This is a genomic window from Streptomyces sp. Tu6071 (assembly GCF_000213055.1).
Classification (GTDB): Bacteria; Actinomycetota; Actinomycetes; order Streptomycetales; family Streptomycetaceae; genus Streptomyces; species Streptomyces evansiae.
This window is the reverse complement of record NZ_CM001165.1, coordinates 7,129,337-7,143,815: the sequence shown is the minus strand read 5'-3', so window position 1 is coordinate 7,143,815 and position 14,479 is coordinate 7,129,337. Positions and strand designations below refer to the sequence as shown.

At 72.6% G+C, this 14,479-nt stretch carries 9 protein-coding genes; 6 read left to right on the top strand and 3 right to left on the bottom strand.

The annotated features are described in order from the left end of the window. Nucleotides 1-70: 70 nt before the first annotated feature. The gene (locus tag STTU_RS30425; protein WP_043256816.1) at nt 71-622 is read right to left on the bottom strand and encodes a CGNR zinc finger domain-containing protein; all 552 of its coding nucleotides are present in this window, start codon (nt 620-622) and stop codon (nt 71-73) included. Nucleotides 623-722: 100 nt separating this feature from the next. Then, nucleotides 723-2,030 (bottom strand): PucR family transcriptional regulator, encoded by a 1,308-nt coding sequence (locus tag STTU_RS30420; protein ID WP_007830071.1) that lies wholly within the window; start codon nt 2,028-2,030, stop codon nt 723-725. 262 nt (nt 2,031-2,292) lie between these two features. On the opposite strand from STTU_RS30420, the gene STTU_RS30415 reads away from it, so the two are divergent. The 3 genes from STTU_RS30415 to STTU_RS30405 are packed head-to-tail and all read left to right on the top strand — an operon-like array spanning nt 2,293 to nt 5,458. Further along, nucleotides 2,293-3,552, top strand: a complete 1,260-nt coding sequence (locus tag STTU_RS30415; protein WP_007830070.1) for an ABC transporter substrate-binding protein — start codon at nt 2,293-2,295, stop codon at nt 3,550-3,552. Beyond that, nucleotides 3,549-4,553, top strand: coding sequence for a carbohydrate ABC transporter permease (locus STTU_RS30410; RefSeq protein WP_043256814.1), 1,005 nt, complete (start codon nt 3,549-3,551; stop codon nt 4,551-4,553). Before STTU_RS30415 ends, STTU_RS30410 begins: the two co-directional genes overlap by 4 nt. Next, complete coding sequence (locus tag STTU_RS30405) at nt 4,550-5,458, top strand: carbohydrate ABC transporter permease (protein WP_010265456.1); 909 nt, start codon at nt 4,550-4,552, stop codon at nt 5,456-5,458. The genes STTU_RS30410 and STTU_RS30405 overlap by 4 nt, the downstream gene beginning before the upstream one ends. 72 nt (nt 5,459-5,530) lie before the next feature. Here the strand turns inward: STTU_RS30405 and STTU_RS30400 are convergent, their stop codons facing one another. Then, nucleotides 5,531-7,285, bottom strand: a complete 1,755-nt coding sequence (locus STTU_RS30400; RefSeq protein WP_043256812.1) for a discoidin domain-containing protein — start codon at nt 7,283-7,285, stop codon at nt 5,531-5,533. Nucleotides 7,286-8,041: 756 nt separating this feature from the next. Here STTU_RS30400 and STTU_RS30395 point away from each other — a divergent pair. From STTU_RS30395 to STTU_RS30385, 3 genes are read left to right on the top strand one after another with little or no spacing between them, the layout of a single operon-like run. Then, nucleotides 8,042-8,554, top strand: coding sequence for a sigma-70 family RNA polymerase sigma factor (locus STTU_RS30395; protein ID WP_009062777.1), 513 nt, complete (start codon nt 8,042-8,044; stop codon nt 8,552-8,554). Between the two features lie 13 nt (nt 8,555-8,567). Then, complete coding sequence (locus tag STTU_RS30390) at nt 8,568-9,707, top strand: hypothetical protein (RefSeq protein WP_007830064.1); 1,140 nt, start codon at nt 8,568-8,570, stop codon at nt 9,705-9,707. Between the two features lie 16 nt (nt 9,708-9,723). Next, on the top strand, nt 9,724-14,286 hold the full coding sequence (locus STTU_RS30385) for an FtsK/SpoIIIE domain-containing protein (protein ID WP_007830063.1): 4,563 nt from the start codon (nt 9,724-9,726) through the stop codon (nt 14,284-14,286). Nucleotides 14,287-14,479: the final 193 nt, after the last annotated feature.

The following is a 14,479-nucleotide window of genomic DNA, read 5'->3' as shown; positions in this document are numbered from 1 at the left end:
GACGGCGATGCGGCGGCCCGCGACAGCGCGACGCCCCGGCGGATGGCCGGGGCGGGCGGAGCGTCGCCGGTCAGCCCCGCACCGCCTCCTGGCGACGGGCGCGGTAGGCGGCGGCCTTGACGCGGTTGCCGCAGGTCCGCATGGCGCACCACTCGCGGCGGTGGCCCCGGGAGCGGTCCAGGTAGACCTGCGTGCACTCGGGACGGGCGCACTCTCGCAGGAGCGCGCCGTCCGCGCCGCCGACGATCTCGACCGTCTCGCGGGCGAGGGCGGCGAGCCCCTGCGAGACGGACCCGGAGTGCCGCACGCCGTCGGGTCCGAGCTGGACCTTCACCGGAAGCCCCGCCGCCTGCCGGTTGATCGCGTCGACCCCGGCGGGCGGCAGCGTCTCGCCCGCGAGCAGCGCGGCGACCAGCTCGTAGATCACCTCGCGCAGTGCGACGGCCGTGTCGAGGTCGGCCTCGTCGGCGCCGGGCGGCATGTCGAACATCCCTGACTCGACGAACCAGTCGTCGAGCAGCCCGGGGGTCGCGAGCTTCTCCACCGGCGCGGCGTTGCGCCGAGCGCGCAGCGTGCCGACGAAGTCGAGGGGGAGCGTCCCACAGGGAAATGCATGGTTCACCTCACCATTCTGGCCAGTGAGGGGCCGAGAAGCAATGCGCGGGCGCACCACCCGGCTCCGGGCCCCGGCCCTCCCCCGGCTCCCCCGCCGTCCCGCCCCTTCACGCGCGCCGCCGGTTGAGGAGCCACCACGAGGTCACCAGGTCCTCGGTGCGCCGCAGGTTCAGGTCCGTGAGTTCCTGGAAACGGCTGACCCGGTAGCGCACGGTGTTCGGGTGCACGGCGAGCCGCCGGGCCACCTCCCGTACGTCCTGGTCGCATTCGAGGTAGACCCGCGTGGTGCGCTCGATCTCGTTGCTGGAGCGCCCGGCGCCGTCGAGTGCCGACAGGTGCCGTGCGGAGAGGCTGTCCGCGGTGAGCGGGTCCGCGAGGACGAGGGGCCGGGGGCCGAGGCCCGAGAGGCGCACGACGCCCGACATGGCGAACTGCCGCGCGGTCTCCAGCGCGAGCACGGCCTCGCCGAAGCCCGTGCCGAGCCGGTCGAGCGGGAGCGCGGGTCCCGCCGCCACCAGGTGCCCCGCGACCGAGTCCGGTGCCCTCGGCGCGATGAAGCCGAGAACGGTGCCGACCCGGGCGAGGAGCAGGCGGTCCGCGGGGAGCCGCAGCGCCCCGGCGACGGCGAGGCGCAGGGCCTCCGCGTCGGCGTCGTTGGCGGCCCGCGCGGCGAGGGCGACGTGGCGCGCCTGGGGCACGAGCCCGAAGAGGCGCGCGTCGTCGCCGATGTGCTCGGCGGGCAGCGTCCCCGCGAGCACGCCCGCCGCGAAGGCGGCACGGCGCTCGGCGTCGAACTGGACGCGTTCCAGGGCCAGATCGCGCTGGACGCGGGAGAAGATCCCGGCCGCCTCGTGGGTGAACTGCCAGGTGCCGTCGTGCGCGGCGAGCAGGACGGCGGGCGGGAGCCCCACCGCGGCCCCGACCTCGTCCATCAGGGCGAGCATCGCCCGGGAGCCCCACTGGTACGCGAGGGCGAGCACGTCGGGCGGCACGCCGCGCGCGGCCCGCTCGCTCGCGTAGTCGGCGAGCGCCCCGCGCAGCGCCGCGCCGGGCACGCGCAGCGCGGACAGCTCCGTGAGGACGATGTCCATGAACCGCCGTGCGGAGAAACGGATGTCCTCGGGTCCGAGCACCGCGTAGCCGGGGACGTGCCGGCGCAGCAGCGCGCACACGCGGTCGGCGAAAACCTCCCTGAGGCCCCGCAGCCGGTCGACGGCGGCGGCCAGCGCGGCGCGGTCCGCGGGATCGAGACCGGCGAGGTCCGACAGGTCCCGGCAACCGGGTCCCGCGGCGGGTGTCTCGGCTTCGATGGCGGCGGCCTCCTCAACAAGGTGTCTGGCGGGGGAGGTTGAGGTGCGCCCGATGGTCGGGGCGGCCGTCCCCCGGGCGGCCCGGCGGACTGTACCACCGTCCAAAGTTGTTTGTATCCAGAAACATAGACGCGCGCACGAGGTCGACGTTAGAACTACGCAGACGATCGATTGCGTTGTTAATTGGTGGCTTATGTTGGAAAAGTCCGCCGAGCGAGCTTCGCTCCGCCGCTCTCAACTCGCCGCCCTGCACAATCACTTACGCGATGGAGGCACCATGTCGCCTGTCGACCCGTCCAACGGCGTCACGGGTTTCGCCCACACACGCAGAGGTCTGCTCAAGGGTGTGGGCGCCACAGGGCTGACAGTGGCCGCGGGAGGGCTCCTGTCGGCCTGCGGGGACGACGACGATTCCGGCGGCGGGACGAAGTCGTCGGGCCCGGTGGCGGGCAGCACGGTCACCTTCGGCTCGAACTACTCCGACCCGGCCACGAAGAAGGCGTTCGCCGCGCTCACGGCGTCGGCGACGACGTCGACCAAGGCGAAGATCAAGATCAACACGGTCGACCACAACACCTTCCAGCAGAACATCACGAGCTACCTGCAGGGCACCCCCGACGACCTCTTCACGTGGTTCGCCGGGTACCGCATGCAGTACTTCGCGGCCCAGGGGCTCGCCGCGCAGCTGGACGACGTGTGGGAGAAGATCGGCGGCAACTTCGGGCCCGTCGCCAAGGACCTCTCGACCGGTCTCGACGGCCACCAGTACTTCGTGCCGATCTACCAGTACCCGTGGGTCGTCTTCTACCGGAAGAGCCTGTTCAAGAAGAACGGCTACTCCGTGCCGACCACGTGGGACGCCTACCTCGCGCTGTGCAAGAAGATGAAGAAGGACGGGCTCATCCCCGTCGCCTTCGGCGACAAGGACGGCTGGCCGGCCCTCGGCACCTTCGACATCCTCAACATGCGCATCAACGGGCACGACTACCACAGCAAGCTGATGAAGCACGAGATCCCGTGGACGGACCAGGGTGTGCACACGGTCTTCCAGCACTGGGCCGAGATGATGCCGTACGTGCAGACCGGCGCCAACGGGCGCATCTGGCAGGACGCGGCCAAGGCGCTGGAGGGACGCAAGGCCGGGATGATGTTCCAGGGCACCAACCAGGTCGCGGCCCAGTGGGTCAGCGACAAGGAGGACCTGGACGACCTGGACTTCTTCCCCTTCCCCGCGATCAACGCGAAGTGGGGCCAGCAGTTCATGGACGCCCCCGCGGACGGCTTCATGCTCAGCAAGAAGGCGAAGAACCCGTCGGCGGCGAAGGCCGTCCTGGAGTACATCGGCTCGGGCGAGGCGGAGGCCGAGTACCTCAAGAGCGACCAGTGGGACGTGGGTCTCGCGAAGGGCCTCAAGGTGCCCTCGTACAACGCGATCCAGAAGAAGTCCGTGGAGGAGATCGCCAAGTGCAAGGCGGTCGGGCAGTTCATGGACCGCGACGCCGACCCGGCGATGGCCACCGCGATGATCTCCGTCATCCAGAAGTTCCTCGACGACCCCAGCGGCGGCAACATCACGACGCTCCAGAAGAGCGCCGAATCGCAGGCGAAGGCGATCTACACGGGATGAGCACGCTCACACGTACGCGCCGGGCGCCCACCGCGCCCGGCGCCGCCGCCGCCGGGCGCAAGCGGCGGCGGCTGCGGCACCTCAGCGCCCGCGACCGCGTCGTGGCCGCGCTGCTGCTCGGCATCCCGCTCCTGCTCAGCCTCGCCTTCGTGTGGTTCCCCGCGCTCGGCACCATAGCCCTGTCCTTCTTCCGGTGGAACGGCGTCGGCGACCTGCACACGAAGGCGTGCGACCCGGCGCTGCCCACGGTCCTCAACAACGGCTGCGTCACGGGCCTCCAGAACTACCACCAGGCGGCGACGAACTACCCGGAGTTCTGGCCCGCCGTCCAGCACAACCTGATCTGGCTCGCGGTCTTCGTCGTGATCGCGACACCGCTCGGGATGCTCTTCGCGGTCGTGATCGACCGGGGCATCGCGGGCAGCCGCATGTACCAGAGCATCCTGTTCCTGCCCGTCATGCTGTCGCTCGCGCTCATCGGCATCATCTGGGAGTTCGTGTTCTCGCAGAACTACGGCGTGATCAACACGGTCATCGGGCGGTCCGGGGACAGCAACGCCATCGACTGGCTCGGCAACCCGCACCTCAACCTGTGGGCCGTGCTCCTGGAGGCCACCTGGCGTCAGGCCGGTTACGTGATGGTCCTGTACCTCGCGGGCCTCAAGGCGGTCGACCCGAGCCTGCGCGAGGCCGCCCGCATCGACGGGGCGAACGCCTGGCAGACGTTCTGGCGGGTCGTGTTCCCGGCGATGCGGCCGATCAACATCGTCGTCATGGTGATCACGGTCATCGAGTCGCTGCGCGCCTTCGACCTCGTCTACATCACGAACAAGGGCATCAACGGCCTCGAACTCCTCTCGGTGCTCGTGACGTCGAACATCGTCGGCGAGACCCAGCGGGTCGGCTTCGGCTCCGCGCTCGGCGTCGTCCTGCTCCTGATCTCGCTGGTCCCGATCTGTCTCTTCCTCCGCCAGTCCTTCCGCAAGGAGGAAACACCGTGAGTACGCAGACGTCGCCCGCGCTCGCCGTGCGGGGCGGCGGCGACCGCAGGCCGCGCCCGCGGGGCCAGGTCCTCTCGCAGGTCTTCCTCGTCTGCGCGTCGGTGCTGTGGCTGCTGCCGATCCTCTTCGCGCTCTACGTCGCGATCCGCCCGTACTCGGACACCCGCAAGCACGGATACGTGTCCCTGCCGCACAGTCTGACCCTGGGCAACTTCTCCGACGCCTGGACCCAGGCGAACATGGGCCGCTTCTTCTGGAACTCGGTGCTGATCACGGTTCCCGCGGTCGTCATCGTGCTCGTCCTGGCCTCGGGGGCCGCCTTCGTCCTCACACGTGTCAACGTCAAGGTCAACGTCGCGCTGCTCATCGTGTTCACGGCGGGGAACCTGCTGCCGCAGCAGGTGATCATCACGCCGTTGTTCCGGATGTACCTGAAGATCCCGCTGCCCCACTTCCTCGCGGACAGCGGCCTGATGTACAACTCGGCGTTCGGCCTCATCGTCATCAACGTGGCGTTCCAGCTCGGCTTCTGCGTCTTCGTGCTGAGCAACTACATGAAGTCGGTGCCCGGGGAGATGTACGAGGCGGCCCTCGTGGACGGGGCGGGGCTGTGGACCCGCTTCTGGCGGCTCACGGTGCCGTTGTGCCGCCCGGCGCTCGCCGCGCTCGCCACGCTCCTGACGACCTGGATCTACAACGACTTCTTCTGGGCCATCACCCTGATGTCCTCCGGCGACAAACGCCCGGTCACCTCGGCGCTCGCCAACCTCCAGGGGCAGTTCGTGACGAACCAGAACCTCATCGCCGCGGGCGCCATGATCGCCGCGATCCCGACCCTGGTCGTCTACATCCTGCTCCAGAAGCAGTTCATCTCGGGTCTCTCGCTCGGAGCCAGCAAGGGCTGAGCGACACGTGTCGCGGGCGGGGGCCGGAGCACACGCTCCGGCCCCCGCCCTGTGCGAGGTCTCAGCGAGGTGTCACTGCCAGACCTTCACGTAGTCGATGCTCATCTTCTGCGGCAACCGCGTACTGGCGTCGGGGGCGCCGGGCCAGTCGCCGCCCACCGCGTTGTTGAGGATGATGAAGAAGTCGTGGTCGAAGACCCAGGGACCACGCGTGGCTTCGAGGGTGTCCTTGTCGACCGTGTGCATGACCTGCCCGTCCACGCGGAAGGTCATGCCCTTGCTGTTCCAGTCGACGGTGAAGGTGTGGAAGCCCGCGGCGAAGTCGGCGCCGCCGGGCAGGGTGTAGGGCGAGCCGAAGCCGTTGGCGCCGTTGTAGGCGGGCGCGTGCAGGGTCGAGTACGTCGTCCCCGGCTCCTTGCCGACGTGCTCCATGATGTCGATCTCACCGGTGTACGGCCACGGCCTGCCCTGGTCGAAGTAGTCCGCGCCGAGCATCCAGAAGGCGGGCCACAGGCCCTGCGTCCCGGACACCTTGATGCGCGCCTCGACCCGGCCGTAGGTGAACTTGAACTTCCCGTACGTGTTGAGGCGGGCCGAGGTGTACTGGCACGTGCCGCTCCCGGTGAGCGGGTCGCGGGGGCACGCCGAGCCGGGTGTCTCCTCCTTGCGCGCTTCGAGGACGAGGTTGCCCGCGCCGTCGAGCGCGGCGTTCCTGTTGTTGGTGTAGTACTCCAGCTCGTTGTTCGGTCCGGGGCCCGTCTCCGGCACCCACTTGCTCGCGTCGGGCGCGCGGCCCGCCGGGCCGTCGAAGTCGTCGTTGAAGACGAGCTTCGAGTAGTTCGGGTCGGCCGGGAGGGGCGGCGGCGTGGTGGGGGCGCCGCCGGTGCCCCACACCTGGAACTCCCAAAGCGAGTAACCGTACTCGCCGGAGCGCTGCGTGCCGTACACGCGCACGTGACGGCCCGTGGTGTCGAGGGGGATGGTCTCCTTGAAGCCCTTGCCGGTGGTGGTCTGGTAGACGGTGCGCCAGTCGGTGCCGTTGTCGGAGACGTCGATGCGGTACGACTTCGCGTAGGCGGGGTCCCACTGGAGGACGACGCGGTGGATCGCGGCGTTCGCGCCGAGGTCGACGGCGATCCAGCCGGGGTCGGTCCAGCCGCCCTCGGGGCTCGTGGCCCAGCGGCTCGCGGGGTCGCGGTCGAATGCCTTGTCGGGCGTGCAGAGCCAGCAGGTGCCGTCGTTCTGCGAGGTCGAGGCGGTGCCCTGCTTCCCGTACGAGAGGAGGACGTCGCCGCCCGGCTGCGGGCCGCCCGTGCCACCGGTCGAGTAGACCTGGAACTCCCAGAGCGAGTAGCCGTACTGGGTGGCGCGCTGGGTGCCGAGGACGCGGACGTAGCGGCCCGTGCCGGAGACGTCGAGCGTCTCGTTGCCGCCGGTGCCGTTGGTGGTGGTGCGGATCGTCGTCCACTGCTGGCCGTTGGCCGAGACCTGGATCTGGTAGCCCTTGGCGTAGGCGGCTTCCCAGCGCAGCACGACCTGGCCGATCGCCGTGCTGCTGCCCAGGTCGACCTGGAGCCACTGGTTGTCGCTGAACTCGCTGGACCAGCGGGTGCCGTTGTCGCCGTCGACGGCGGACGCGGCGGTGAAGGGACCCTCCTGGCTGGAGGCGGTGGCGGGCTTGCCCTGCGAGACGAGTACGGGCGCGGCGGCGACGGCCCGGCCGGGGGCGGTCACCACCGCGAGGGAGAACAGGAGCGCGACGGCGGCGAGGACGGCGAGGACTCCTCGGGGGAGGGTTCTTCGCCGGCTGCGGGTGCGGGTGGTCATGCGAACTCCTCGGTGGGAGGCGGGGGTCGGGCCGAGAGAGCACTCCCTCCGCAGGGGGAGACTCGTGGCGGCGGTTCCGCGCGTCAAGAGAGCTGACCAGTCGATTCACAAAGCGACGCCGGATTGGCCGAATCCTGAGAGGAACGGCCGGTTGGCACCCCACCCGCTTCGAGAGGTGAAGGATCTGGACATCGCGCCTCTCCGTCGTGCACACCTCTTGACGCCAGTCGGAGCGGCGGCCCATCATCCTGCTCACCGAGAGAGCACTCCCCCCCTTCCGCGCCGCGCGCCCACCGAGGCCGCCCTTCCCCCACGCCGCCTCCCCCTTCGCCCGCGCGCCTCCTGCCGGAGCCCCTGCCGGCACCACCTTCCCGCCTGCGCGCCCCCTCCCGCACGCGCGCGGCCCCACGCCCGCAGGTCGGCACTCGCGGGCCCGCACCCGCGCCCGCAGGTCCGCACTCGCGGGCCCGCACCCGCGCGCGGACGCGCGACGGTGAGCCCGCGCCCGTACGCGCGACGGTGAACCCCCGGCCGACGGGGCACGGACACGAGCCACCGGGACGCCGAAGAATTCCCGGCGCCTGAGTTGTGGTCATTAAGTTCTGAGCTTTTCCTGAGCCAAGTCCGACCACATTTGCCGGTTTTCGAATCTAAAGAGCCGTTACCACAAGTGGTACAACGCACCTAGTCTCCTGTCCGGAAGCGCTCCTCACCGCCCCCGCCTCATCCTTTTGAGTGAGTCTTTGGAGCAGACCCATGGGCCACGTCCCCCCGGATGCACACACGGCTTTACCCCCTGCCGAGCGGCACCGCGCCCGGCTCCTGCGCTACGCGCGCCTGCACGCCTCCGGCGACTTCCATCGCGCCGAGGACATCGTGCAGGAGACGATGCTGCGCGCCTGGCTGACCCTCGACGAACTGGACCGCCAGGGCGACCAGCGGCTCCAGGCGTGGCTGTACCGCGTCGCGCGCAACCTCGCGATCGACGCGCACCGCCGCGACCGGGCCGTCCCCGTCGGCCTCGTCCCCGAGGAACCGGCGCACCACGGCGGCGAGGCCGAACTCGCCGACACCGTGGCGACCCGCCAGGTGCTCTACGAGGCGCTGTCGCGCCTCTCGCACGAGCACCGCGAGGTGCTCGTCCACATCCATCTGCGGGACCGCAGCCGCGCGGAGACCGCGCGCGTGACCGGTGTGCCCCAGGGCACGGTCAAGTCCCGCAACCACTACGCGCTCGAAGCATTGCGCCGATCCCTCCCTGCCGCGTGAGGGGCGGCGATCTGTGAACAGGAACACCGATCCCTTCGACTGGTTCCGCGACCACGCGGACGCGATCTTCCGCTGGCTCGGCATCATCGGGCTGCTCGTCCTGATCTTCGTCCTGCTGCGCTGGTGGGCGATGCGCTGGGGCGGCTGGCGACGCTGGGCGGCCCGGCTGCGCCGTGAGGGCGCCCTCACCGTCGCGGCCTTCACCGAACCGGTCCGCTCCCTGATCCGCCACCGCCGCGCCCTGCGCGCGCTCGTCACGAGCCTCGGCGACCCCGGCACGTGGCGGGACGCCGAACTGGCGCTGGCCGCCGCCGCGCGCGACCCCGAGGCGGGCGGACGCCCGTACGCCGCCCTCGTCGGGCCCGAGACCGTCACGGTGCTGCTCGCCGGGCTCGGCTCGCCCGAGCCGTGGACCTCGGCGCGTACCGCCCTGCCGCTCGTCGCGGTGCGCACGGCCGAGGAGCGCCCCCTCGTCGTGGCGCTCGGCGCGCAGAGCGTGGACGGCGCGCCGTGCTGCGTCTTCCTCGACCTCACCGTCGGCCCGCCCGTGCTGAGCGTGGACGGCGACGAGCGGGCGTCGCGGGCCCTGCTCCAGGCGCTCGCCGCCCAGCTCGACGCCCGGCTCCCCGACGACCTGGTCACGGTCGCCGAGGGGGTGCACCCGGGCCACGCGGGACCCGCCGTGCGCACCGCCTACCGCGAGGCGCGCGACACCCCGCGGCGCCTCGGTCTCGCGCCCGTCCTGGTCGCCGCCGAGCTGCCCGACCCGCTGCCGCCGGAGATGGCGGCGGCGCCGGACGGCGCGCCCGGGGTGCGGACCCTCGTCCTGGGGGAGGCACGCGCGTACGCCTGGCGGTTGTTCACCGACCGGTACGGCAGGGTCGCCGTCACCGGCACGCCCCTGCTGCCGCGCTGCGACGGCCTCGGCCGCGCCGTGGTGCGCACGCTGGACAACCTGCCGCCCGTGCTGCCGCCCGCCTCGGCCGTGGAGAGCGCCGCCGACCTCGTCGAGGAGAGCGAGGCCCGCGAGTCGGAGGCGACCGGCGCCACGACCGAGGAGGAGGCGAGCCCGGCCGCGCACGCCGGAGTCGCCGCCCGTCCCCTGCCCACTCCCGCGCGGCCCGACGAGGGCGCGACGCGGACCAGTTCGTGAAACGGACGACCACCCCGTGAAACTCGCTGTCAGCACCATCGCACCCGACGCCGGGCGGACCGATCATCTGCTCGACCTGCCGGAGAGCGCGACCGTCGCCGAACTCGGCAGCGCTCTCGGCGCGGAGCGGCTGTACCTCGGTGAGCGGCTCGTGAGCCCCGAGCTGCGCGTGGGGTCCGCGGGCATCCGCGCCGGGGCGGTCCTCGGGCTCGGCGCCCCCGTGCCCGTACGGACCGCGACCCGCGCCTGGCAGCCGCCCCCGCGCGATCCCGTCCTGGTCGAGGTCCGCCACGTCGGCGGGCCGGGCGCCGGGCGGACCTGGCTGCTCGGCCCCGGCAGCCACGAGGTGGGGACGGACCGCGGCTGCGCGCTGCGCCTGGAGGGGGGTGGGGCGCCGCCGCGCGGCACGTGGATCACGGTCGGCATGGACGGCGCGCTCAGCTTCCGGCTCCCCGCCGACGCGGACGCCGCCCGCGACGGGCTGCGCAGCCTCACCCCGCCGCCCCCCGTGGACCCCGAGACCGGCACCCCGCTCACCGCCGAGGAACCGGCCGGCCCGGTGGACGGCGGGCCCGGCGGCCACTCCCCCACCCCCGCCGAGCCCGGCCCCGACGGGCTGCCCGCCGAGCCCGCGCCGCTCCCGGCCACCGAGCGGCCCGCGCCCGACGACGGCTCGCGGGAGTGGCCCTGCCACGCCGATCTGGCCCTCGGCGACCACTTGCTGCGCCAGGCCGACCCCTTCGACGCGGACGCGGCGGTCAATCCCTCGCGCGACGGTTTCGCCGTCGAGTACAACCGGCCGCCCCGTATCGCTCCGCACCTGGACACCGAGTCGATGCGGATGCAGGGCCCGCCGGGCGAGCGGAAGAACCGCCCCTTCCCGTTCATCATGATGATGGCGCCGCTCGTCATGGGCCTCGTGATGATGAGCCTCTTCCGCACCTTCTACTTCGTCATCTTCATCTTCTTCACCCCGATGATGGCGATCGGCAACTGGCTCACGGGCCGCCGCTCGGGCCGCAAGCAGCAGGCGGAGGCGCTGCGGATCTACCGGCTGCGGCGCGCCGCCCTGGAGCGGGAGGTGCGCGAGGCGACGGTCGAGGAGCGCGAGCTGCGCAACGACACCTTCCCCGACCCGGCGACGGTGCTGCTGCACGCCAAGGGGCCCGGCACCCTGCTGTGGCAACGGCGGCGCCGCGACCCGGACTTCCTGACGCTGCGGCTCGGCACCGTGACGCGGCCCTCGCTCAAGCGGATCGAGGACCACGCGCGCGAGACGAACCACCGGGCGGTGCACTGGCGGCTCGCGGACGTGCCGTACGGCCTGGAGATGACCGACCAGGGCGTGGTCGGCGTCTCGGGCCCCGGGCGGGCGCCGCGCGACCTGGCGTGCTGGGCGGTGGCGCAGGCGGCGGTCCTGCACAGCCCGCGCGATCTGCGGATCGTCGTCCTGACGACGGAGGAGCACGCGGAGTCGTGGAACTGGGTGCGCTGGCTGCCGCACCTGGCTTCGGGCCGTCCGGGGTCGCCCGTCGCGATCGGCAACGACCCGGAGAGCACCGCGCACCGGGTCAACGAGCTGATCTCCGACATCCAGAACCGGGTGGCGGCCAGGTCCTCCTCGGCCCTCGCGCACACGTTGCTGCGCGAGCCGGACATCCTCGTGGTCCTCGACGGGGCACGGCGGCTGCGCGATGTGCCGGGGATGGTCCAGGTGCTCACGCAGGGGCCGGGCGTGCGGGTCTTCGGGCTGTGCGTGGACGAGCGGGAGCGGCTGCTGCCGGAGGAGTGCACGGCGGTCGTCGTCGCGGAGGGCAACCGGGTATCGGTGCGCAGTTCGGGGGTGCCGAAGGTCGAGGACGTCCGTGCCGACCTCGTCGACTCCGCATGGTGCGAGGAGGTGGCGCGCGCGATCGCCCCGGTGCGGGACGTGACGGTGGACAGCGACTCGGGGCTGCCCTCGCAGGTGCGGCTGCTGCCGCTGCTCGGCCAGGAGCCCCCGGACCCGACGGCGCTGGCCGGGGCCTGGGAGCGCCGTCCCGCGTCCACGACGTTCATCCTCGGCGCCGGGTACGAGGGGCCGCTGCGGGTGGACCTGGTGCGGGACGGGCCGCACATGCTGATCGGCGGCACGACGGGCGCGGGCAAGTCGGAGCTGCTCCAGACGATGATCGCCTCGCTCGCCGCCGTGAACCGCCCGGACGAACTGACCTTCGTGCTCGTCGACTACAAGGGCGGCAGCGCCTTCCGCGAGTGCGCGGAGCTGCCGCACACGCTCGGCATGATCACCGACCTCGACGGGCACCTCGTGCAGCGGGCGCTCGCCTCGCTCGACGCGGAGCTGAAGCGGCGCGAGCGGCTGCTCGCCGAGGTGGCGGCGAAGGACCACACGGAGTACCGGGCGAAGCGGGCGCGGGAGCCGGAGATGGCGCCTCTGCCGCGGCTCGTCCTGGTGATCGACGAGTTCGCGACGCTCGTGCGGGAGCTGCCGGACTTCGTGCCGGGGCTCATCAGCCTGGCGCAGCGCGGGCGTTCGCTCGGGCTGCACCTGGTGCTCGCGACGCAGCGTCCGGGCGGCGCGGTGAGCAACGAGATCCGCGCCAACACCAACCTGCGGGTCGCGCTGCGCGTGACGGACCGGGCCGAGAGCCAGGACATCATCAACGCGACGGACGCGGTGAGCATCTCGTCCGCGAGCCCCGGGCGGGCGCTCGTGCGGCGCGGCGCGGACGCGCCGACGCCCTTCCAGACGGCGTGGGCGGGCGCGGAGCGCGACACGGGTTCGGCGCCTTCGGCCGGTCCCGCGCGCCCGGTGCGGGAGGTCGAGCTGGCCTGGAACCGGCTCGGGCGCCCGGCCGAGTGGGGCGAGGAGGAGGAACGCGAGTGGGCCGCGGCTCCCGAGGAGGAGCCGGTCACGGATCTGCGGGTGCTCGTGGAGGCGATCGGGCGGGCGACGGAGCTGCTCGACGACTTCACGCCGCAGCCGAGTCCGTGGCTGGAGCCGCTGGAGGACCGGGTACGGGCCGAGGACCTGCCGCCCGTGCCGAAGCCGTCGCCGGGGGCACTGCCCGCGGTGCCGTACGCCCTCCTCGACCTGCCGCGGTCGCAGGAGCGCCGCCTGGGCGTCATCGACTTCGCGAGCTTCGGGCACCTCTACGTCATCGGCTCGCCGCGCTCCGGGCGCACGCAGGTGCTGCGGACGGTCGCGGGCTCCGCCGCGCTCGCGATCGGGACGGCGGACCTGCACATCTACGGGATCGACGCCTCCGGCGGCGGCCTGTCGGTCCTGGAGTCGCTGCCGCACTGCGGTGCGGTCGTCTCGCGGCACGACGCGGAGCGCCTCGAACGGCTCATCACGCGCCTCGGGCGGGAGCTGACGGAGCGGCAGCGCCTGATCGCGCAGCACAACGCGGCGGATCTCGCGGACGTGCGCGCGAAGGTCGGCAAGGACCGGCGGCCCGCGCGGCTGCTGCTCCTGATCGACGGCTGGGACGCGCTCGGCTCGATGCTCGACGACTACGACGGCGGGCGCGTCTACGCGGATGTCGTCCGGCTGCTGCGCGAGGGCGCGGCGGCGGGCATCCACGTGATCGCCACCTCGGAGCGGGTCCTGCTCGGCGGGCGGCTCGCGGCGCACAACGACCGCAGGCTGCTGCTGCGGCAGGCGGACCCGGGTGACTACAACGTCGCGGGGATGCCGCGCAACAAGGTGCCGGCGCACATCCCGCCGGGCCGGGGCTGGCTCGCGCCCGAGGGCATCGAGGCGCAGATCGCGCTGCTCCCCTCCGAGGAGGGGGACCAGGCGGAGGCGGTGCGGGAGATCGGGAAGCGCACCACGGCGCGCGATGCCGCGCTGCCCGCCTCGCGGCGCCCGTTCCCGGTCAGGGAGCTGCCGTCGGTGGTGGGTTTCCAGGAGGCGATGGACCAGGTCCCGGCCGAGGAGCGGGCCCCGCTGCGGGCGCTGCTCGGGATCGGCGGGGACTCGGGCGAGCCGCTGAGCTTCGACTTCGCGACGGGCGGCGGGGCGTTCATGGTCGCGGGCCCGCCGCGCACGGGCCGCAGCACGACGCTCGCGTCGATGGCCGTCTCGCTGCTCCTGGGCGGCACCCAGCTCGTCGTCCTCACGCCGCGCGACTCGCAGTTGCGCCAGCTCGCCGCGCACGACCTCGCGAAGGTCTTCGCGGAGCCCGACCCCTCGGCGGACGCGGTCGCGCGGGCGCTGGAGGAGGTGGAGGGCCGGCCTGTCGTCGTGGTCGTGGACGACGCGGACCTCATGCTCAACTGCAAGGCGGACAAGGTGCTGCGGCAGGTGGCCTCCTCGGGCCGCGACCGGGGGCAGGGCCTGCTCCTGTCGGGGCTGCCGGAGTCGATGAGCTCGCTGGGCTGGGTGGGTATCGCACGGCGTGCCCGGCGCGGCATCCTCCTCGGCCCGAAGAGCATCGGCGAGGGCGACCTCATCGGCGCGCGCATCTCGGCCGAGCAGGTGCGCACACCGCTCGTGACGGGCCGGGGCTGGACGGCGAGCGCGGCGGGGGCGGCGATCACGGTGCAGGTGCCGCTGACGGTGCTCGGCTCGTAGGACGGACGGGGGCGGGGCGCGCGGCCCGGGAAGGGCTCCCGGCGTCGCGCGCCCCGCTTGTCGTGTGGCCTTGCCTCGCCGATCGTCCCAGCCGTCCCCTGCCGTCCGCGCGCTCCCCCGCGTGCTTCGCGCATACGAAGGCCCCGCCTCCCTCTCCGGGGGCGGGGCCTTCGTGGCCCGGAGGGCGGGGGCC

Excerpts from the sequence above, each read along its gene's own strand:
- STTU_RS30410 (WP_043256814.1), top strand. The coding sequence starts at position 3,549 with ATGAGCACGCTCACACGTACGCGCCGGGCGCCCACCGCGCCCGGCGCC.
- STTU_RS30400 (WP_043256812.1), bottom strand. The coding sequence starts at position 7,285 with ATGACCACCCGCACCCGCAGCCGGCGAAGAACCCTCCCCCGAGGAGTC.
- STTU_RS30395 (WP_009062777.1), top strand. The coding sequence starts at position 8,042 with ATGGGCCACGTCCCCCCGGATGCACACACGGCTTTACCCCCTGCCGAG.